The sequence below is a fragment of the Chromobacterium vaccinii genome (assembly GCF_001855275.1).
Lineage (GTDB): Bacteria > Pseudomonadota > Gammaproteobacteria > Burkholderiales > Chromobacteriaceae > Chromobacterium > Chromobacterium vaccinii.
Genome location: NZ_CP017707.1, coordinates 3487583 through 3506584, shown reverse-complemented (window position 1 = coordinate 3506584; position 19002 = coordinate 3487583). Strand labels below are relative to the sequence as shown.

Sequence of the window (19002 nt, the reverse complement as noted above, 5' to 3'; positions counted from 1 at the left end):
GAACCCGGCCATGCTGCTTCGCACCGACCGCGACACCCTGCTCGCGCCGCTTTCCATCGTCTGCGGCGTGGCGCCGCGCCGCCACGCGCTGCCCATCCTGTCGCACGCGCTGCTGGAAGCCGACGGCGAAAACCTGGCGCTGACCGCCAGCGATCTGGAAATCCAGCTGCAAAGCCGCCGGGCCGTCCCGACCGATACGCCGTTCCGCTTATGCCTGCCGGCGCGCAAGCTGCTGGACATCCTGCGCGCGCTGCCCGCCGGCTGCGAGCTGCAGTTGAAGCGCCATGGCAGCCAGCTGCTGTTGCTGGCCGCCGGCAGCCGCTTCCTGCTGCAGGCGCTGCCGGCCGACGACTTCCCGCTGCTGGAGGCCGATGCCGACACCGCCGCCCCGCTGCGGCTGGAGCAGGGCGAGCTGAAACGCAAGCTGGGCCAGATCCTGTACGCGCTGGCCGACAACGACATCCGCCCCTACCTCAACGCCCTGCTGCTGCAACTGGACGGCGGCGAGTTGCGGCTGATCGCCTCCGACGGCGTGCGGCTGGCTTTCCAGCGCTATCCGCTGCCGGCCCCGCTGCCGGGAAGAACGCTGCTGCTGCCGCGCAAGGCGGCGCTGGAGTTGGCCAAGCTGCTGGGCGATCGGGACGCTCCCATCCTGCTGGAGCCCGGCGCGCGGCAACTGGCCTGCGCGATCGGCGACACCCTGCTGCGCTGCAAGCTCCTGGACGCCCGCGCGCCGGACTATCTGCGCCTGCTGCCGCAGCGCCACGACTGCGAGCTGACGCTGCCGCGCCTGCCGCTGCTGGAAGCGGTGCAACGGGTGGCGGTGCTGGCGCATGCCAAGTTCCGCCAGCTGGAACTGGCAATCCGCCCCGGCCAGCTGGCGCTGCGCTGCCGCAACGCCGACCGCGAGGAGGCGGAGGAAACGCTGCCGACCGATTGGCAGGGCCCGCCGCTCGACGCCAGCTTCAATCTGCAATACCTGCAGGACGTGCTGACCCATGTGCCGGCCGAGCATCTGCGCTTCGGCCTGGGCGGCGATCAGCGCGGCATGCTGGTCACCAACCCCGATGATCCGCACTTCCAGTACCTGGCCATGCCCCTTCGTGGCTGACGCGCGGCCTCGCAACGCCTATCTTCATATTACGATCCGCGATTTTGCCATTCGGAAGGGTAGCCGTGTCCGGCCCATTGTCTCGTTATCGCCTGGCCATCATCGTCGCCCTGCTGTTGCTGGCCGGCATCATCGTCAATGCCGGCCTGTACTATCAACAGGGCAGCCAGGACATCCGCCACGGCATCGTCGAACAAGGCCTGCCGCTGACCGGCGACACCATCTTTTCCGAGATAGACAAAAGTATCCTGCGACCCTTGTCGGTGGCGTCGCTGATGGCCAACGACACCTTTCTGCAGGACTGGCTGAAAGACGGCGAGCGCGGCCCCGATCGCGTCGCGCGCTACCTGGCGGCCATCAACGGCCGCTACGGCATCACCGGCAGCTTCCTGGTATCGGAAAGCAGCCGGCGCTACTACTACGCCGGCGGCGTGCTGAAAACCGTGTCGCCGGCCGATCCGGAAGACCGCTGGTACTTCCGCAGCCTCAAGAACGCCCAGGACGCCTACGACATCGCGCTGGACGAGGACATGACCAATGGCGGCAAGACCACGCTGTTCATCAACCACCGCATCGTCGACAGCCAGGGCAAGCTGCTGGGCGTGATAGGCGTCGGCCTGCCCCAGGCCGAGCTGAGCGCGCAGCTGGCCGCGCACGAGCGGCGTTTCCAGCGCCGCATCTACTTCATCGACCACGACGGCCGCATCGTGCTGGACAGCGCCGGCGCCGGGCAACGCAAGCTGCGCGACCTGCCTGGCCTGGCCCAGCTTGCCGACGCCATCCTGGCCGGCGGCCCCGAGCCGCGCAAGCTGGAGTACAGCCGCGACGGCAACCGCTACCTGCTGACCACCCGCCTGCTGCCCGAACTGGGCTGGCACCTGCTGGTGGAGCAGAACGAAACCCGCGCGCTGCAGCCGCTGCACGCCGCGCTGCAGGTCAATCTGGCCATCAACAGCACCATCCTGCTGCTGGTGCTGATCGCGGTGCTGGCCACCTTGCAGCACCACCAGCGGCGGATGCGGCAGCTGGCCACCACCGATCCGCTGACCGGCTGCCTGAACCGGCTGGCCTTCCTGGACCTGCTGCCCGGCTGGCTGCGGGCCTGCGAACGCGCCAGCGCCGAGCCGCAGTTGCTGATGATAGACATCGACCACTTCAAGCAGGTCAACGACAAGCACGGCCACCAGATCGGCGATCGGGTGCTGCGCGAAATCGCCGACCTGCTGCGCTCGCAGCTGCGCGGCGGCGACCTGCTGATACGCTGGGGCGGCGAGGAGTTCGTGGTGCTGGTCCATAGCCACGGCGACGACGACGCGTTGGCCGAGCGCCTGCGCAGCATCGTCGCCAATCACATCATGAGCGCCTCCGGCAAGCGGCTGACGGTGACCATCAGCATCGGCCTGTGCCAATGGCTGCCGCCGGAAACGCTGGAGGCCGCCGTCGCCCGCGCCGACCTCGCGCTGTACGCCGCCAAGCAAGGCGGCCGCAACCGCGTCTGCCATGCCCAGCCTTACCACCCGCTGGACGAGCCCGTCGCATGATAAATGCTTATACTGTGGACTTTCATCGCGAAGTCCGCCCATGCCTTCCATCCAGCTGCTGATCCCTGACGACTACCAGAACATCGGCCCCGAACTGGCCGAACTGCGCCAGAACCCCGGCTACCGCTGCGCCAGCGTCGGCGACTTGTCCCGGCTGCCGGACGCGGACGCCGTCCTGGCCGAAACCGACGCCCTGCTGCTGATCCGCGAACGCACCGTGGTGGACGCCGCGCTGCTGGCGCGAATGCCGGCGTTGAAGCTGGTCAGCCAGACCGGCAAGCTCGCCCGCAACATCGACGTGGACGCCTGCACCCGCGCCGGCGTCGCGGTGGTGGAAGGCAGCGGCACGCCGCACGCGCCGGCGGAGCTCACCTGGCTGCTGATCATGGCGGCGCGCCGCCGGCTGGAGGAGAACATGGCCAGCCTGCGCGCAGGCCGATGGCAGGGCCCGGTGGGCCATGCGGTGCGCGGCCAGACACTGGGCATTCTCGGCTTCGGTAAGATCGGCAAGCTGGTGGCCGGCTACGGCCGCGCCTTCGGCATGGAGATACTGGTATGGGGCAGCGAACGCGCCCGCGGGGAAGCGCAGGCGCTGGGGTATCGGGCCGCCGCCTGCCGCGAGGCCTTCTTCGCCGACGCCGACGTCGTCACCCTGCACCAGCGGCTGCTCCCCGCCACCGCCGGCAACGTGACCCACACCGACCTCTCGGCGATGAAACCCGACGCGCTGCTGGTCAACACCAGCCGCGCCGAACTGATCGCGCCCGGCGCGCTGGAGGCGGCGCTGGACGCCGGCCGGCCCGGCTTCGCCGCGCTCGACGTGTTCGAACAGGAACCGATCTACGACGCCGGCCATCCGCTGCTGCGCCGCCCCAACGTGCTGTGCACGCCGCACCTGGGCTACGCCGAGGCCGACAGCTACCGCCAATATCTGGAAATCGCCTACCGCAACGCGCTGCGCTTCTTCGAGGGCGACGCGTCGCATGTGCTGAACCCGGAAGCCCTGGCCTGAGGCCGCCCACCCTTTTCCCACACCTGCCGGAGAGCAAACATGTCCGATACCGCGCTGCTGATCATCGATGTACAAGCCGGCGTCGTCGAAGGCGAGCTTCGCGCCGCCCGCCTCGACGCCGTGCTCGACAACCTCAACCTCACCATCGCCAAGGCCCGCCAGCGCGGCATGCCGGTGATCTTCGTCCAGCACGAGGAAGACGACCTGCCGCGCGGCTCCGATGCCTGGCAGCTGCATCCCCGGCTGGCGCGGCAGGACGGCGACGCCATCGTCTACAAGCGCTACGGCGACAGTTTCTGCGACACCGATCTAGCGCAACTGCTGTCGGCACAGGGCGCAAGCAAGCTGTGGATAGGCGGCGCGGCCACCGATTTCTGCGTCGACAGCACGCTGCGCAACGCGGTGTCGCGCGGCTATCAAGTCACCGCCATCGCCGACGGCCATACCACCCTCAGCGCCTTCGCCTTGAGCGGCGAGCAGGTGATCGACCACTTCAACGCCGTCTGGCAAGCCTCCAGCGCCACGCCGCTGCCGCTGCGGGTGCTGCCGGCGGCCGAGCTGTGAATCCGGACAGGCCATGAAAAACGGCGGGGCAAGCCCCGCCGTTTGCTCACCCATCCCCGCTTACTTCTTCACCGCCTTGGCTTTCACCGCCGCGGCGGCCGCGCGGCGCTGGGCGGCGGTGGCCGCGTCCAGCCTCACCTCGGCGCTGGTCTTCAGCAAGGTCGATTGCGCGTCGTCGCCGTCCAGCGACCAGCTGAACACGCCGCCCAACTGCTGCGAGCGCACGTAGTCGAGCTTGCCGCGGATGGTGGCCGGATCGTCGTAGCTCCAGAACTCGTTGCCGTCGTAGGTCCACAGCTGTTTGGCCACCGGGCTGTTGAACTGCTTGGCGCTGCGGGTCACCAGCACGCGGTAATCCTCGATGCCCTGCTCGTAGGTGCCCTTGGCCGGACCGGTGGCCACCTGGTACAGGCCATCGCCCTTCGGACCGGCGGCGACGCCGGCCCAGCCTCGGCCATAGAACGGCAGGCCGACGTTGATCTTGGCGCGCGGCACGCCGGCGCCCACCAGGGTCTTCACCGCGTCGTCGACGTTGTAATAAACCTGATCGCCAGTCACCGGCGCGGCCGGATCGCGGTAGAGATTGGACTGGAAGTTGGTCGGCCCCTTGGCGTCCCAGCCGCCGTGGAAGTCGTAGGTCATCACGTTGATCCAGTCGAGATAGCCGCTGTACTTGTCCGGCTCGGTGTTGCGGATCTTGTCGACGCCGGAGCCGATCGCCACGGTCAGGTAGTAGCGGCGCTTGTTGGCCGTGGACAGCGCGTTCAGCTGGTTGCGGAATTCGGCCATCAGCAGCGTGTAGTTCTGTTTGTCGTTGGGGTCGACGGTATTGGTCGGCAGGCCGCCGCCGCCCGGGTATTCCCAGTCGATATCGAAGCCGTCGAACACGCCGAGCGCCGCGGCCTGTCCGCCGGCGCTTTCGCCCACCGGCAGGTTGCCCTTGATGTAGAGGTCGATGCACGAGCTGACCATCGCCTTGCGGCCGGCGTCGGAGGCGGCGAACTTGCCGAAGTTCTTCGACCAGGTCCAGCCGCCCAGCGAGATCAGCACCTTCAGCGAAGGATTGGCCAGCTTCAGCTTGCGCAGCTGGTTGAAGTTGCCGCGCAGCGGATCGTTCCAGCTGTCGGCCTTGCCGTCCACCGACTCGTTGGCGGCGAAGGAGCGCTGGTAGTCGGCCCAAGCGTCGCCGCCGTCGCCGTTGCCGTTCTCGGCGCGGGTGACCATGCCGCACTTGCCGTCGGCGTAGACGTTGCCGAACGCGTAGTTGAGGAAGGTCAGCTGCTTGTCGCCGCCGGACTTCACCAGGTTGAAGACCTTGTAGTTGCGGTCATAGATGCCCCACTGGGCGAAGTAGGAGCCGACATGGCGGCCGACGGTGGGCTTGGGCTCGGGCGGCACGCCGCTGCCCGGCGTGCCCGGGGTGCCCGGATCGCCGCCGTCAGGCACGCATTCGCTGGCCGGGCGCTCCTGCCAGGCGCCCCACTGGCTGCTGCCCGGCTGCTCGCCCTGGGTCCACCAGCTGGCGCGCCAGGTCTTGCCGTTGAAGGTGGCGTAGTCGCCGGCGTTATAGACCTTGCCGGTGGCCCACGGGGAGCAAGACGGCGCGGCCCAGACCGCCTGGGACAACGCGAAGGCGGCGCCGACTGCCAGCAGCGCGCGCGACAACGGAAATGGCATCATGGTGGTTCTCCTCTTCTTGATTGAGTGAACGGCGGAGGGATTCGCTCTGCCTATGCATACACCGACATGAGCGTCTCACGTGGTATTACATTGGTATCAGAATCGAATATCCAGACTCAAATTCAAGAACAGACTAAACCATCTGTCATTTAGTACAGTTTTTACTGATACTGAATGACAGATATACAACAGAATCTTCAAAAAGGACGTCAAAACAAAAAGGAGGCCTTAAGCCTCCTTTCTCTCACATCCGGAGATGACCCGGCCGATCAGGCCGCTTTCTTCGCGTGGTGGTGGTGTTTCTTGTGATGGTGGTGCTTGCCGTGCTTCTTGGCGGCTTGCGCTTTTTGTGCGGCCGGAGCCGAGCTGGCCTTCTTGGCGTGGTGCTTCTTGTGATGCTTGTGATGCTTGTGATGCTTGGCCGGAGCGGCGGCCTTGGCAGCCGGAGCGGAAGCGTCGGCGGCGTAGGTGGCGGCGGAACCCAGGCCCAGGGCGGCGGCCAGCAGAAGGGCGGTCAGTTTTTTCATGGTCATGCTCCCGAATACGAGTGTAAGGATTCTGTTTCAGGGGCGCTGTTTCGTGCGCCCTTGAACCCATAGTAGGCAGGCCGCCCCACCCCGTCTGTGAGGCCTGTGTAAGCGGGTGTAACCAATCGTAATATCAGCGGGCGGACTCGCCCTCGGCTTGCATCGGCGGGACCAGCGTCACCAGCAGCTGGTCGATCCGGTAGTTGTCGATATCCACCACCTCGAACTTGTAGCCCTCGAATTCCACGCTGTCGGTGCGCTTGGGAATCCGGCGCAGCATGTACATCATGAAGCCGGCGATGGTTTCGTAGTTTTCGTCGTCGGGGAAGGCGCCGATGTCCAGCGCCCGCAGCACATCCTCCACCGGCGTCGCGCCGTCCACCAGCCAGGAGCGGTCGTCGCGGCGGACGATCTGCTCCTCCTGGAACTGGTTGACCAGGTCGCCCATCACCGTGCTCATCAGGTCATTCAGCGTGATCACGCCCACCACCAGCGCGTACTCGTTCATCACCACCGCGAAGTCCTCGCGCGAGGCCTTGAAGCGCTCCAGCAGTTCGGACAGCGTCAGCGTGTCGGGGATGATCAGCACATTGCGTATCGTCAGCTCGCGCTTCATCGACAGGCTCTGCTGGTTGATCAGCCGCATCAGGATGTCCTTGGAGTCGACGTAGCCGATCACCGAGTCGATCACGCCGTCGCAGACCAGGAACTTGGTATGCGGATGCTCGGCGATCTTTTGCTTGATGCTGGCCTCTTCCTCGTGCAGCGTGAAGTAGACGATGCTTTCGCGCGCCGTCATCGACGACGGCACGGTGCGGCTTTCCAGCTCGAACACGTTTTCGATCAGATGATGCTCCCTCTGCTGCAGCACGCCGGCCTCGGCGCCGGCGTCCATCATCGCCACGATGTCGGCGGAGGTGAGGTCGTCCGGCCGGCCGGTCGGCACGCCCAGCATGCGGAAGAACACGTTGGCCAGACCATTGAACAGCCACACCAAAGGCCGGAACACCCGCACGCAGAACATCATCGGCCGCACCACCAACAACGCGATGCGCTCCGGCGCCACCATGCCCAACCGCTTCGGCATCAGGTCGGCGAACAGCACGAACAGCGAGGTCACGCTCAGGAAGGACAGGATGAAGCTCAGGCGCTCGACCCAGTCCGCCGGCGTCACCAGATGCAGCATCGAGGCGAAGTAGGGCGTGAACGCCGCCTCGCCCAGAATGCCGGCCAGAATGGCCACCGCGTTCAGGCCGATCTGCACCACGGTGAAGAAATGTCCCGGCTGCTGCTGCAACTCCAGCACCCGCTCGGCGTTGAGGTTGCCCTCTTCCGCCAGCAGCCTGAGCTTGATCTTGCGCGCTGCGGCCAGCGAAATCTCCGACACCGAGAAAAAGGCGCTGGCGGCGATCAGCAGAAGGATGATGGAAAGATTGTTTGCAAGGCTCACGATTGGTCCCGAACAAGTGCTGGCGCTGCGCCGCGAATAAGACCACCCGATTCGCGAGACTGAACGCATGGATTTGATGTCCAGTATAACAGAGCCGTTTCGCCCACCGCCCCGCCGGCTCCGGCCGCGCGTACAATCGGGCCATTTCATCGGGAGCGAAGACATGAGCTGCGAACTGTGCCGGCAACCCGCCGGCGATCTGCTGTACCAAAACGACGAACTGTGGGTGGTGCTGGTGGACGAACCCGGCTACCCGGGATTCTGCCGCGTGGTCTGGAAAGCGCACGCCAAGGAGATGACCGACCTCGCAGCCGACGAGCGCCTGCGCCTGATGGCCTGGGTATGGCGCGCCGAGGCCGCCATCCGCCAAGTCATGCGGCCGGCCAAGATCAACCTGGCCAGCCTGGGCAATGTGGTGCCCCATCTGCACTGGCACGTGATTCCCCGCTTCGACGACGACGCCCACTTTCCAAGCCCGATCTGGGCCGCGCCGCGCCGCGAAGCGCCGGCGCGCGCCTGGCCTGACCTGGCCGACCGGCTGCGCCAGGCGCTGCAGGCCGGCTGACGCCGCCTAGGCGGTGCGGAAGCGGCTGATCGCCTCGTCCAGGCCGTGGGCCAGTCCCGACAGCTGATTGGCCATCGCCGACGACGACTCCACCGACTGGCCGTTTTCCGAACCCATATTGGCGATGCGCTCGACGTTCTTCGCCGCCTCGTTGCTGGCGGTGCTCTGCTCGCGCATCGCCGCGGCGATCTCGCTGGTCTTGTCCAGCAGGCCGGCCGACAGCGTCCGGATCTGTTCCAGCCTTTCGCTCAAGCGCCCGCTCAGCTCCACCCCGCTGGACACCCGCTCCGCCGCCTCGCGCATGCTGGCCGCCGCGGTGGAGGTGTCGCCCTGCACCGCCTGGATCTTCTCGGAAATCTCGCCGGTGGCCTGGGCGGTGCGCTCGGCCAGCTTGCGCACCTCGTCCGCCACCACCGCGAAGCCGCGGCCCATCTCCCCGGCGCGCGCCGCCTCGATCGCCGCGTTCAGCGCCAACAGATTGGTCTGCTCGGCGATGTCGTGGATCACGTCGACGATATTGCCGATCTCGTCAGAACGCTGGTTCAGACCGCTGATGATGGTTTCCGAACGGCCGATCACCCTCGCGATCTCCTGCATCTGGCCGGCGGTCTCGCCCGCCGTCTCGCTGCCGCTGACCGCCGCGCTCATGCTGCTCTTGGCCTCGCTGGCCATTTCCGTCGCGTGCTCGGCCACCAGGTTGATGCTGACCGTCATCTGCTCCACCGCGGCCGCCGTGGACGAGGAGGCGTCGGTCTGCACTCTGGACGCCTCGGCAATGCGGCGCGACACCTCGGACAGCGCGTGCGCGGTGTCGTTGACCTGCTTCGCGTCGTCGCGGGTCTGGCCGATGAAGGCGCGCAGATTGGCCAACAGCTGGGCCAGCGCGCGGCCGGTCTCGCTGACCTCGTCGCGGCCGGTCTGGTCCACCGCGATGGTCAGATCGTTATGCTCGGCGGCATGGCGCATGCTGTCCTGCATCGCCCGCAGCGGCGCGGTGATCGAACGCACGATCACCCAGGCCAGCGCGACGCCGACCAGCAGCGCCAGCAGCAGCACCGTCAGCATGCCCTGCTGGGTGCGCGACATGCTGGTTTCCAGGCTGTCCTCCGCCTGCTGCGCGCTGTCGTCCGCCAGCTTGCTCAGCTTGTCCAGCGCGTCTCGCGCCGCGTACAGCTTGGGTTTGAACGACGCGATGCCGGCGTCGCCGATATTGGCGGCCGCGATCTCGCCGGCCGATATCTTCTGGTACAGGCCGCTCATGCCCTGTTCGTAGCCGGCGATGCCGTCCAGCATGCCGTCGAACTCGCCCTGGTGGTCCGCCGCCATCGCCATGCCCTTGGCTTTGGCCACGCCGGTCTTGAAATCCCCGATGTGCTTTTCCAGCAGTTGCTTGTTGGTCTGGATGCTCTGATCGGAATTGGCCGGATTGCCGATGCTGATGAAAACGTTCTTCTCATCCTGGCGGATATGCAGCATGGTCCGCTGCAGATCGTCCATCTGGTGCCGGAACGCGATCTTCTGGTCGAACAGCGCCGTCAGTTCCCGGTTGATCTTGTCCATCGACCACCAGCCTACGCCGCCCACCACGCCCACAGCCAACAGCAGGGCCCCCGCCAGCGCCGCGATGCGCTGGCCTATGGAAAATTGACTCAACATGACTTCCCCGTCTCCGCTTGGTTTATGAGTTTTTTGAAATTTTACGCTGATAAATTCAAGGTCGATTTGATACTAATACTAATTTATTCGGACTGTGAAAATTCCCCGCGGCCCGAAGCATTTCGCCGCCAGCACCAGACCTAGGGACAGGCCGGGCTTGCCAAAGCCGTTGTGATAACCATAGGCTGGACGCTTCTTCGACACCAAGGCCGAGAAATGTACACCACGCTGATTTCCTGCCAGCAGCTGATGGACGAACCTGGCGAATCGCTGATCGTGCTGGACTGCCGCTTCCAGCTGGACAATCCCGACTACGGCCACGCCGCCTACGAGCAAGGGCGCATTCCGGGCGCGCACTATCTGCACCTCGATTACCACCTGTCCGGCAGCAAGAACGGCCAGAACGGCCGCCACCCGCTGCCGGACGGCCAGCGGCTGGCGGTGGATCTGGGCGCGCTGGGCGTGGGGGAAAATACCCAGGTGGTGGCCTACGACGACGGGACGGGGCAATACGCGGCGCGCGCCTGGTGGCTGCTGCGCTGGCTGGGGCACGACAAGGTAGCGGTGCTGGATGGCGGCTTCGCCGCCTGGCAGGCCGCCGGCGGCGCGGTGGACGCGGAGCCGCCGCAGCGCCGCCCCTGCCGCTTCGCCATCCGCCGCCCGCTGCAGGCGACGGTGGATGCCGGCGCGGTGCTGGCCAACCTGGACGAACAAGCATTCACGGTGGTGGACGCCCGCAGCCCGGAACGCTTCCGCGGCGTGGGCGAAACGATAGACCCGGCCGGCGGCCACATTCCCGGCGCCGCCAACCGCTTCTTCATGGACAATCTGGACGCCGGCCGCTACAAGCCGGCGGCGCGGCTGCGCGCCGAGTGGGAGGCGCTGCTGGGCGAGGGCTTCGACCCCGCCGCCATCGTCCACCAGTGCGGCTCCGGCGTCACCGCCTGCCACAACCTGCTGGCGATGGAGATCGCCGGCTTTCCCGGCAGCCGGCTCTATCCCGGCTCCTGGAGCGAATGGTGCAGCGATCCGGCGCGGCCGGTCGCGCGCTGAACGCCTCCGCATAAGAAAAAAGCCCGGCCAAGCCGGGCTTCCCGCCGATGATCGCGTGGGAACGGACTGTCCGCTATCCCAGGATCAGCCGCTGCAGCAGGCTCTGCCCAGCCGGCCAGCTGCCGAGGCCGGCGTGGCTGCCCATATGGCCGGCCATGCCGCCGTCGACGAATTCCGCGCCCCACAGCGCGGCCATCCGCCTCGCCTCTTCGAACTCGCAGAACGGATCGTCGCGGCTGGCCACCAAAAGCGTCGGCACCGGCAACTTGCGCTCCGGCAGCGTCTCGAATCCGGCGAAGGTCGGAAGCGGCGCGCCTTCCGGCAGCTCGCCGCTGACGCGGGCGCGCTCGTCGGTCAGCGGAATCGCCGGCGGCGCCACCAGCAGCGCGCCCTTCAGCTTGCGCTGCTCCAGCAGCGAGGCCTGCAGCAGCCAGGCGACCGTCGTATGGCAGCCCAGGCTGTGGGCGGCGATCACCAGTCGCCCCGGAATCTCCGACACTGCCGCGGCCAGGCCGGCCACCCATTCGTCGCGGGTCGGGTACAGCCAGTCGCGTTGCTCCGCGCGGCGCGCCAGCGGATAGGTTTTTTCCCAATAGCCGTGCCAGTGCGTGTCGCCGGAGTTGCCCCAGCCGGGCACTGTCAGCAGCGTGACGTCATCGTCGTCCCACATCACAGGCTCCGCCGGTAGTCGACGATCAGCGGCGCGTGGTCGGAGAATTTCTCGTCCTTGTACACGCTGGCGGATTCGGCCAGCTCCATCAGCGACGGCGTGACGATCTGGTAGTCGATGCGCCAGCCGACGTCCTTGGCGTAAGCCTGGCCGCGGTTGCTCCACCAAGTGTAGCCGGGCGCGTCCGGGTACAGGTTGCGCCACGCGTCGCGCCAGCCGACGCGGCCCAAGAGGTCGGTCATCCAGGCGCGTTCTTCCGGCAGAAAGCCCGAGTTCTTCAGGTTGCCCTTCCAGTTCTTCAGGTCGATCTCGTTGTGGGCGATGTTCCAGTCGCCGCAGATCACGATGTCGCGGCCCTCGGCGCGCAGCTTTTCCAGGTGCGGCATGAACACGTCGAGGAAGTCGAACTTCACCTGCTGGCGCTCGTCGCTGCTGGAGCCGGACGGCAGGTACAGCGACACCACTGACAGCTTGCCGAAATCCAGTTGCAGGAAGCGGCCCTCGGCGTCGATCCAGTCGACGCCCAGCCCCTCCACCACCGCGTCCGGCTGGTGCCGGGTGTAGAGGCCGACGCCGCTGTAGCCCTTCTTCTCGGCGTAGTGGAAGTAGCCGGCCAGCCCGTCCGGATTGCGCATCCGCTCGGACAGGTCGCCCGCCTGCGCCTTCAGCTCCTGCACGCAGACGAAGTCGGCGTCGATGCCGGCCAGCCAGTCGAAAAAGCCCTTCTTGTCCGCCGAGCGGATGCCGTTGAGGTTGGCGGAAACGATTCGAAGCATTGTGTCTCCCGTGCTATGCTTGCGGCGGTTTTTTTCAGCCGTTCAAACAGTTAACGATTCGATAAGGAATGAGGATGAGCGACTTTCGTCAGGATTTTATTCGTTTTGCGCTCGACAAGCAGGTGCTGAAGTTTGGCGAGTTCATCACCAAGGCGGGCCGCAAGTCGCCGTACTTCTTCAACGCCGGCCTGTTCAACGACGGTCTGTCCACGCTGAACCTGTCGCGATTCTACGCCAAGTCCATCCAGCAAAGCGGCATCCAGTTCGACATGCTGTTCGGGCCGGCCTATAAAGGCATCATCCTGGCCGCCGCCGCCGGCATGGCGCTGGCGGAGCAGGGCCGCAACGTGCCCTTCGCCTACAACCGCAAGGAAGCCAAGGACCACGGCGAGGGCGGCACCCTGGTCGGCGCGCCGCTGCAAGGCAAGGTGCTGATCATCGACGACGTGATCTCGGCCGGCACCTCGGTGCGCGAATCGGTGGAGCTGATCCGCGCCGCCGGCGCCGAACCGGCCGGCGTCGCCATCGCGCTGGACCGGATGGAGCGCGGCCAGGGCGAATTGTCGGCGGTGCAGGAAGTGGCGCAGCAGCATGGCCTGCCGGTGGTGGCCATCGCCACGCTGAAGGATGTGCTGGGATTCCTGGAAAACAGCCCGGAACTGGCCGCCCACCTCGACGCGGTGCGCGCCTACCGCGCCCAATACGGAGTCGACGACTGACATGAAAGCGCTTGCCGGCCTCTTGCTGCTGTGTTCGCTGGCCCAGGCCGGCGTCTACAAATGGGTGGACGAGGCCGGCAACACGCATTACAGCGACTCGCCGCCGCTTGAGAGCCAGAGCCGCGGCGTCGCCGAGCTGAGCAAGCAGGGCGCCGTCAACAAGCCGGCGGAAACCGCCGCCCAGCGCCAGGCGCGCGAGGCGTCCGCCGCCGCGGCCCGCCAACAGCAGCAACAACGGATGGACGCCGCACGCCACGACCAGGCGCTGGTGCAGAGCTATCCGACGCTGGCCGACCTACAGGCCGACCGCGAGCGCCAGCTGGCGGTGCTGCAATCCTCCTACCGCGCGCTGGAGCTGCGCGGCCAGGGGCTGGCGCTGCAACGCGGCCATCTGGAGCAGGATCTGGAGCGCGCACGGCAGAACCAGCAAACGCCGCCGGCAGCCGCCGTGCGCAATCTGCAGCTGCTGCGGCAATCGCAACAAGACCTCTTGCGGCAGATGGCGTCCAAGCGCGCCGAGCTGGACGCGTTCCGCCAGCGGATGCAGCAGGACATCGCCCGCTACCGCCAGCTCAATCCCTGATTATTGCCCGCCGTCCTTGCGCTGCCAGGCCTGGTTCAGCGTCTGGGTCGCCTGATCCAGCGCCTGCTTGCTGCGCGATTGCGCGTCGGTGGCCGCAGCCAGTTCGGCGTTGGCCTTGTCCAATGCGGCTTGCGCGCCGGCCAGCCGCTGTTCGGCGACCGCCTTTTCGTCCTGCGCCGTCTTCAGCCTGCCATCCAGCTGTCTTTGCTGGTTTTGCGCCTGCTGGAAAGCCATCTGCGCCGCCAGCAGCTGTTCGTCGGCGCTCTGCGCCCAGGCCCCGCCGGCAGCGAGCGCCGCCAGCAGCGGCGCGCTCAACATCAGCTTGTTCATTGTGTTCCCCTTGTCGGCTGTCAGCCGACATTATGCGGCAAGCCGGCTCCGGCGGGCATTACTGTTCGAGGAAGAACTCCACCGGCACCGCCAGCTCCAACATATCCGGCAACGCGTCCGGAATGCGCGGCAGCGGCGCGGCGCGGTAGGCGGTGTCCAGGGCGGCCTGGTCCAGCGCCGGATGTCCGCTGCCGCGGCTCAGCCGCGCCGCCAGCACCCGCCCCTCGCGGTCGATGCGGATGGACAAGTAGGCCGTGCCCTCGTCGCCGCGCAGCCGCGACGTGGCCGGATATTGCCGGTAGCGCTCCAGCCTGGCCAGCACCTGGGCCTCCCAGCTGCTGCGGCCTTGGCTCACGCGCGGCCGGCTGTCGTCCTGCGACGCGGCCTTGGGCGCGGCGGCCTGGCTGGGCGCCTGGTCGGCGGCGGCCCGCGGCGCCGGCGGCTGATCCGCGCGCGGCGCGGGAGCCGGCCTGCCGGCCGCTTGGGTCGCCAGGGGCGAATGGCTGTCCGGCTGAACGCCGGCCGGTTGCCGCTCTGCCGCGCGGCGGGACGCCGACGCCGCCTCGCTGGGGCGTTCGGCGACGCGTTTCTGCTCCGGCGCCGTCGAACCGCCGCCGGCCAGCCACTGCATCGCCGGCTGCTCCGCCGGCGCCGGAGCCTGCGGCTTGGCGCCCGGCCACCACAGCCCGGCGGTCAGCGCCGCCAGGTGCAGGCCAACGCACGACAGCAGCGCCAGGCCCTTCCAGTGCCGGGCCGACAGCCTGCGCCAGCCCGACGGCTCACCGGGATGGGACGGCCGGCTCAGCAGGTAGAGCAATACCGAAAGCTCGATCGCCGCCACCAGCCACGGCACCCAGTGCGGCGGCCGCGCCAGCAGCAGCGCGACGAAGCCCGCGCCCATGCCCAGCGCGGCGAAGCACTTGGCCTTGAGCGGCACGATGCGCTGCTCGCGCCAGCGCCGCAGGCCCGGGCCATAGCGCGGATGGTCCAGCAGCCGCTGCTCCAGCCGCCGCGAGGACTTGCTGAAACAGGCCAGCGCCAGGATCAGAAAGATGGTGGTGGGCATCACCGGCAGCAGCGCGCCTATCACCGCCAGCGCCACCATCAGGCAGCCGCCCAGCAGGTAAAGCCAGCGCACCGCCGGGTGCCGCGCCGCGTTCAAGCGTACACCCGGTCCAGATGGCCGTTCATGCAGGCGAAGGCGGCCACCGCGCCGGCGGTGACGCGGGCCTCGGCGTCGCCGTCCAGCTCCAGGCCGTCCAGCGCCGAAGTGAACGCGCGCCAGTGGCGGGCGCGGCCGTCCGGGTGGCCGGCCAGGTGGCGGGCGCCGAACGCCTCGTCCAGGCCCAGCTTGCCGGCCAGTTTGTACAGGATGGCCGCGCCCAGCTTGGAGCCTTCCACCACGTACAGCCAGCCCATCGCGCTGGCCACGTCCAGCGCGCCGCTGATCGGCGCCTCGGCCAGTTGCGGCAGCGCGCGGCCCAGATCGCCCATGTCGGCGGCGATGCTGTGGTAGCGGCGGCGCTCGGCCAGGTCCGGGAACAGCTTGGCCAGCTCCGGGTTGTCGTACAACGCATCGGCGTCGCGCAGGAAACGGTATTGCGCGTCGAGGAAGCGGGCGTAGTTGTCGCGGCTGGCGAAGGGCTGGTTGGCCATGATGCGCTGGTCCAGCTGGTCGTGGGTGTCGTGGGTGCGGGCCTTCAGGTCCTGGGTGCGGGTGCGTTCGATGGTGGTCATGCCGATGCTTTCTTCTACTGAGCTGGGTTTTGCGGACAAAATCCATTAAATGTTAATGATAACTATTTTTGTTTGTTTGGGGAAACGCGTCGCTCAGAATTGCCAGGTCGCATTCAGCCGCGCGGTGCGCCCCGGACCCGGCATCAGGCTCAGCGCCAGCGGGTCCAGGTAGTAGCGGTCGGTCAGGTTGTCGACGGCGAAATCGACGCTGACGCCTTTGGAAACCTTGTAGCTGGCGAACACGTCCACCAGCGTGTAGCCGCGGGTCAGCACCTGGTTTGCGGTGCCGTTCCAGCTCTCCCAGCGGCTGTCGTCCACGCTGGCGCCTTGCTTGGCCACCGGCTCGCTGTTGTAGGTGACGCGGCTGCCGAAGCTGAGCTTGCGGTCGAAGGCGCGGCCGCCCAGTGTCAGGTTCAGGTTGAGGCGCGGCGGAATGTGGTTGCGGACATAGCTGCTGGAAAAGCCGCTGGGCGTGCATTCCGGCGTGTTCGCCATCGGGTGCTCGCCGCCGAACCAGGTGATGCCCCGGAAGTACTCGGCCGACGCGCGGTCGCAGATCCGCGTCTTGCGGTTGTAGGTGGCGGACAGCTCGCCGAACAGCGCGCCGCCGTCGTACGACGATTGCAGCTCGACGCCGGACAGCTGGTAGCGATCCATGTTCACCATGCTGAAGTTCTGCTCCCACGCCTCCTTGCCGGGAATCGGCCGCCGGGAGATGTAGTCGCGGGTGGTGTTGTCGAAGTAGGCGAGCTTGAAGCGGAAGCGGTCGTCGCCGCGCAGCAGGCCATCCTTCAGCACGCTGACGCCGATTTCCCAGTTCTGGCTGCGCTCCGGCTTCAACTCGCCGAGGAAGGGCGTGGACGAGCCCAGCGTCGACTCCATCAGGCTGGGCATGCGCAGGCCCTCGACATAGCGCAGATAGCCGGTGACCGCGTCGCCCAGTTTCAGATTCACGCCGAAGGATGGCGCGAAGCCGCTATCGCGGCGGCGGTAGGGCTGACTGCGGCGGTACTGGCGCGACGCCAGTTCCTGATTGTCGCGCCAGCTCGCCTCCGCCTCGCTGGACTTGGCGCCGGCCAGCGGCTGCGCCTGGCCGCTGCCGTCGACATAGGTGGCGCCCGGCTGCTTGAACGGATTGGTGGCGTCGGTGAAGTTGCCGGCGGCGTCCGGCTTCCATTCCACTTCTCCCAGATACTCGAAAGTGTCGTCGCTGTAGAGCTGGGCGGTCTTGGACACCGTGCGGTAGGTATCCAGCTTCTTGACTTCGACGTTGTTGTCGCGGGTGGCAAAGCGCAGATACCGGCCGCCCAGATCGAAGCTCAGCCAGTCCGCCGGCGCCCAGTTGACGCCGATGAAGGCGCTCTGCTCGTCGCGGCTGCCGTCGCGCAGGTTGCGGTTGTTGAGGATGTCGTCCTCGTCGCGGATGAAGCCCTTGCCCGGCGCCAGCCGCTCATGCTGCAGCGACACCCCGTAATCGAATTTCAGCGCGCCCAGACGGGTGCGCAGCAGCGAGCTGTTGCTCAGATCCGCCCCGGTGCGCTGCGCCTGCGCCGGCGCCAGATAGGAAAAGTCTATGCAGGCGTCGCAGTCGCCCCAGCCCGGCCGCGGCTTGCCCTGGGCGGGATTGCGGAACACGTCGCCGTTGTAGGCGCGGCTGTCCATGTCGGTATGCCACAGATTGGCCTGCAGCTTGAGCAGCGGATTGTCGTCCGGCTGCCACTTGAAGCGGGCAGTGTAGGCGTCCACCCGCACCTGGCTGCGCGGCCATTGCGGGATCGAATCGCCGTCGTTGCGAACGATCTGCGAGGTCATGATCTCGCCGTAGTCGCTGTCGTAGCGGCGGAAGCCCAGTTCCAGCGAGCGCTCGGCGTCGGGCTTCAGCGTGCCCTTCAGCAGCAGCGAGCGGCTGCGGTTGGCGGTGTTGAGCACCTCCTCGCCGGGCTTGAAAATACGGGTGACGCCGACGTCCTCCTGGGTGCCGGACGACATCCAGTCGTTCTTCACCACATAGCGCTCATGGCCGTGCTTGCCGGAGAAATAGTTGCCGATGTCGCGGTAGGCGAAGGCGCCCACCAGCTCGTAGCGGTCTTCGCGCAAGGCGGCGGCGACGCTGCCGTGGCCGGCGCGGCCGTCCAGCCCCGGGCTGTGCCGGCGCGGCGTCGCGCTCAGCTCGGCCGGCGGCGCGGCGCTATTGCTCTGCAGTCCGCCGCGCAGGCGCGCGCCGCGGCGCTCGCCGGGCAGCAGGATATCCTCCGCCTTCAGCGTGTCCATTTTCACCAGGCCGCCTATCGCCCCGGCGCCTTGCGCCGACAGTCCCGGCCCCTTGTCGACGGTGACGCCGCCGATCAGGTCCGGGTCCAGATAGTTGCGGTCGGCGACGCCGCCGTAACCGCGGTAGGCGGTCACCGACTGCACGCTGCCGTCTATCACCACCGGCACCCGCCCCTGCCCCTGCAGGCCGCGTACATTGACGTCCACCGAGCCGCTGTTGCGGCTCTCGCCCACCTGCACCCCGGCCACGCCCTTGAACATGTCTGCCGGCGAGGTGCCGCGGAAGCGCTCGATCTGCTCGCGCGTCACCGCCGCCGACGAGCCCGGCTTCAGATACGGCCGGTCGAACAGCGACATCTCGTCGTCGGACAGGGCGCCCGGCGCGCTGCTGGCGCCGCGCACCCGCAAGGCGCCGATATTCACCGCGCCGCCTCCGGCCGACGGTGCCGCCCGCACCACGATGCCCTCCGCCCGCAGGCTGGCGGCCAGGCCGCTGCCGGCCAACAAGCGGCGCAGCCCGTCGCGCACCGTATAGCTGCCCTGCAGGCCCGGCGCGGCACGACTACCGGCCAGAGCCGGATCAAACAGCAGATTCATGCCGGCCTGGCTGGCCAGCTGCTGCAAGGCGCCGGCCAGCGGCTGCGGCGCGATCTGGAAAGCGACGGCGCGGGACTGGGCCTGCGCGGGCTGAACGCAGGCCAGACCCAGCAACAGGGCGACGGCCTCCGGACGGGAAATCGACATGGCGACCACCTTA

General features: G+C 67.5%; 18 protein-coding genes. 8 read left to right on the top strand and 10 right to left on the bottom strand.

Going from position 1 to position 19002, the window contains the following annotated elements; all coding sequences use genetic code 11:
• Positions 1-10: 10 nt before the first annotated feature.
• The 4 genes from dnaN to BKX93_RS16240 all read left to right on the top strand — a co-directional run bounded on the left by dnaN (position 11) and on the right by BKX93_RS16240 (position 4228).
• On the top strand, positions 11-1111 hold the full coding sequence (gene dnaN / locus BKX93_RS16255) for a DNA polymerase III subunit beta (RefSeq protein ID WP_046158058.1): 1101 nt from the start codon (positions 11-13) through the stop codon (positions 1109-1111).
• 65 nt (positions 1112-1176) lie between these two features.
• Positions 1177-2652 carry a sensor domain-containing diguanylate cyclase gene (locus BKX93_RS16250; protein ID WP_145929331.1) on the top strand — a complete coding sequence of 492 codons (1476 nt, stop codon included), beginning with the start codon at positions 1177-1179 and terminating at the stop codon, positions 2650-2652.
• 40 nt (positions 2653-2692) lie between these two features.
• Positions 2693-3664 (top strand): D-2-hydroxyacid dehydrogenase family protein, encoded by a 972-nt coding sequence (locus tag BKX93_RS16245; protein WP_046158056.1) that lies wholly within the window; start codon positions 2693-2695, stop codon positions 3662-3664.
• Positions 3665-3703: 39 nt separating this feature from the next.
• Positions 3704-4228, top strand: coding sequence for a cysteine hydrolase family protein (locus BKX93_RS16240; protein ID WP_070980612.1), 525 nt, complete (start codon positions 3704-3706; stop codon positions 4226-4228).
• A gap of 60 nt (positions 4229-4288) precedes the next feature.
• Here the strand turns inward: BKX93_RS16240 and BKX93_RS16235 are convergent, their stop codons facing one another.
• The 3 genes from BKX93_RS16235 to paeA all read right to left on the bottom strand — a co-directional run bounded on the left by BKX93_RS16235 (position 4289) and on the right by paeA (position 7885).
• Entirely contained in the window at positions 4289-5908 is a 1620-nt protein-coding gene (locus BKX93_RS16235) for a glycosyl hydrolase family 18 protein (protein WP_115616284.1), read from the bottom strand.
• A gap of 269 nt (positions 5909-6177) precedes the next feature.
• Complete coding sequence (locus BKX93_RS16230) at positions 6178-6435, bottom strand: hypothetical protein (RefSeq protein WP_070981860.1); 258 nt, start codon at positions 6433-6435, stop codon at positions 6178-6180.
• Positions 6436-6568: 133 nt separating this feature from the next.
• Positions 6569-7885, bottom strand: a complete 1317-nt coding sequence (paeA, locus tag BKX93_RS16225; RefSeq protein ID WP_046158054.1) for a polyamine export protein PaeA — start codon at positions 7883-7885, stop codon at positions 6569-6571.
• Between the two features lie 163 nt (positions 7886-8048).
• Between paeA and BKX93_RS16220 the strand changes: the two genes are divergently transcribed.
• Positions 8049-8450: an HIT family protein gene (locus BKX93_RS16220; protein ID WP_046167200.1), complete on the top strand. Its 402-nt coding sequence runs from the start codon at positions 8049-8051 to the stop codon at positions 8448-8450.
• 6 nt (positions 8451-8456) lie between these two features.
• On the opposite strand, the gene BKX93_RS16215 is transcribed toward BKX93_RS16220, so the two are convergent.
• The gene (locus tag BKX93_RS16215) at positions 8457-10106 is read right to left on the bottom strand and encodes a methyl-accepting chemotaxis protein (protein ID WP_070980610.1); all 1650 of its coding nucleotides are present in this window, start codon (positions 10104-10106) and stop codon (positions 8457-8459) included.
• A gap of 216 nt (positions 10107-10322) precedes the next feature.
• On the opposite strand from BKX93_RS16215, the gene BKX93_RS16210 reads away from it, so the two are divergent.
• Positions 10323-11159 carry a sulfurtransferase gene (locus BKX93_RS16210; protein ID WP_046167201.1) on the top strand — a complete coding sequence of 279 codons (837 nt, stop codon included), beginning with the start codon at positions 10323-10325 and terminating at the stop codon, positions 11157-11159.
• Between the two features lie 73 nt (positions 11160-11232).
• Here the strand turns inward: BKX93_RS16210 and BKX93_RS16205 are convergent, their stop codons facing one another.
• Complete coding sequence (locus BKX93_RS16205) at positions 11233-11829, bottom strand: alpha/beta hydrolase (protein WP_070980608.1); 597 nt, start codon at positions 11827-11829, stop codon at positions 11233-11235.
• Positions 11829-12605 (bottom strand): exodeoxyribonuclease III, encoded by a 777-nt coding sequence (locus BKX93_RS16200; protein WP_046158050.1) that lies wholly within the window; start codon positions 12603-12605, stop codon positions 11829-11831. Before BKX93_RS16200 ends, BKX93_RS16205 begins: the two co-directional genes overlap by 1 nt.
• Positions 12606-12679: 74 nt before the next feature.
• Between BKX93_RS16200 and pyrE the strand changes: the two genes are divergently transcribed.
• Both pyrE and BKX93_RS16190 read left to right on the top strand, forming a co-directional pair.
• The gene (gene pyrE / locus BKX93_RS16195; RefSeq protein WP_046158049.1) at positions 12680-13324 is read left to right on the top strand and encodes an orotate phosphoribosyltransferase; all 645 of its coding nucleotides are present in this window, start codon (positions 12680-12682) and stop codon (positions 13322-13324) included.
• A 1-nt stretch (position 13325) separates the two neighbouring features.
• Positions 13326-13907, top strand: a complete 582-nt coding sequence (locus tag BKX93_RS16190; protein WP_046158048.1) for a DUF4124 domain-containing protein — start codon at positions 13326-13328, stop codon at positions 13905-13907.
• Here the strand turns inward: BKX93_RS16190 and BKX93_RS16185 are convergent, their stop codons facing one another.
• From BKX93_RS16185 to BKX93_RS16170, 4 genes are all read right to left on the bottom strand, one after another.
• A complete protein-coding gene (locus BKX93_RS16185) occupies positions 13908-14237 on the bottom strand; it encodes a hypothetical protein (RefSeq protein WP_052717431.1) in 330 nt (109 codons plus the stop codon). It lies immediately after the preceding gene.
• Between the two features lie 58 nt (positions 14238-14295).
• Positions 14296-15399 carry a TonB family protein gene (locus tag BKX93_RS25405; RefSeq protein ID WP_070980606.1) on the bottom strand — a complete coding sequence of 368 codons (1104 nt, stop codon included), beginning with the start codon at positions 15397-15399 and terminating at the stop codon, positions 14296-14298.
• Complete coding sequence (locus tag BKX93_RS16175; protein ID WP_046159143.1) at positions 15396-15974, bottom strand: biliverdin-producing heme oxygenase; 579 nt, start codon at positions 15972-15974, stop codon at positions 15396-15398. Before BKX93_RS16175 ends, BKX93_RS25405 begins: the two co-directional genes overlap by 4 nt.
• Positions 15975-16067: 93 nt before the next feature.
• The gene (locus BKX93_RS16170; RefSeq protein WP_070980604.1) at positions 16068-18989 is read right to left on the bottom strand and encodes a TonB-dependent receptor; all 2922 of its coding nucleotides are present in this window, start codon (positions 18987-18989) and stop codon (positions 16068-16070) included.
• Positions 18990-19002: the final 13 nt, after the last annotated feature.

Bases quoted from the DNA above. Each gene is read 5' to 3' on its own strand.
- pyrE (WP_046158049.1), top strand. From the start codon at position 12,680: ATGAGCGACTTTCGTCAGGATTTTATTCGTTTTGCGCTCGACAAGCAG.
- BKX93_RS16215 (WP_070980610.1), bottom strand. From the start codon at position 10,106: ATGTTGAGTCAATTTTCCATAGGCCAGCGCATCGCGGCGCTGGCGGGG.
- BKX93_RS16200 (WP_046158050.1), bottom strand. From the start codon at position 12,605: ATGCTTCGAATCGTTTCCGCCAACCTCAACGGCATCCGCTCGGCGGAC.
- BKX93_RS16245 (WP_046158056.1), top strand. From the start codon at position 2,693: ATGCCTTCCATCCAGCTGCTGATCCCTGACGACTACCAGAACATCGGC.
- BKX93_RS16230 (WP_070981860.1), bottom strand. From the start codon at position 6,435: ATGAAAAAACTGACCGCCCTTCTGCTGGCCGCCGCCCTGGGCCTGGGT.
- BKX93_RS16210 (WP_046167201.1), top strand. From the start codon at position 10,323: ATGTACACCACGCTGATTTCCTGCCAGCAGCTGATGGACGAACCTGGC.
- BKX93_RS16220 (WP_046167200.1), top strand. From the start codon at position 8,049: ATGAGCTGCGAACTGTGCCGGCAACCCGCCGGCGATCTGCTGTACCAA.
- BKX93_RS16235 (WP_115616284.1), bottom strand. From the start codon at position 5,908: ATGATGCCATTTCCGTTGTCGCGCGCGCTGCTGGCAGTCGGCGCCGCC.
- BKX93_RS16190 (WP_046158048.1), top strand. From the start codon at position 13,326: ATGAAAGCGCTTGCCGGCCTCTTGCTGCTGTGTTCGCTGGCCCAGGCC.
- BKX93_RS16170 (WP_070980604.1), bottom strand. From the start codon at position 18,989: ATGTCGATTTCCCGTCCGGAGGCCGTCGCCCTGTTGCTGGGTCTGGCC.
- BKX93_RS16185 (WP_052717431.1), bottom strand. From the start codon at position 14,237: ATGAACAAGCTGATGTTGAGCGCGCCGCTGCTGGCGGCGCTCGCTGCC.
- dnaN (WP_046158058.1), top strand. From the start codon at position 11: ATGCTGCTTCGCACCGACCGCGACACCCTGCTCGCGCCGCTTTCCATC.
- BKX93_RS16240 (WP_070980612.1), top strand. From the start codon at position 3,704: ATGTCCGATACCGCGCTGCTGATCATCGATGTACAAGCCGGCGTCGTC.
- BKX93_RS16175 (WP_046159143.1), bottom strand. From the start codon at position 15,974: ATGACCACCATCGAACGCACCCGCACCCAGGACCTGAAGGCCCGCACC.
- BKX93_RS16205 (WP_070980608.1), bottom strand. From the start codon at position 11,829: ATGTGGGACGACGATGACGTCACGCTGCTGACAGTGCCCGGCTGGGGC.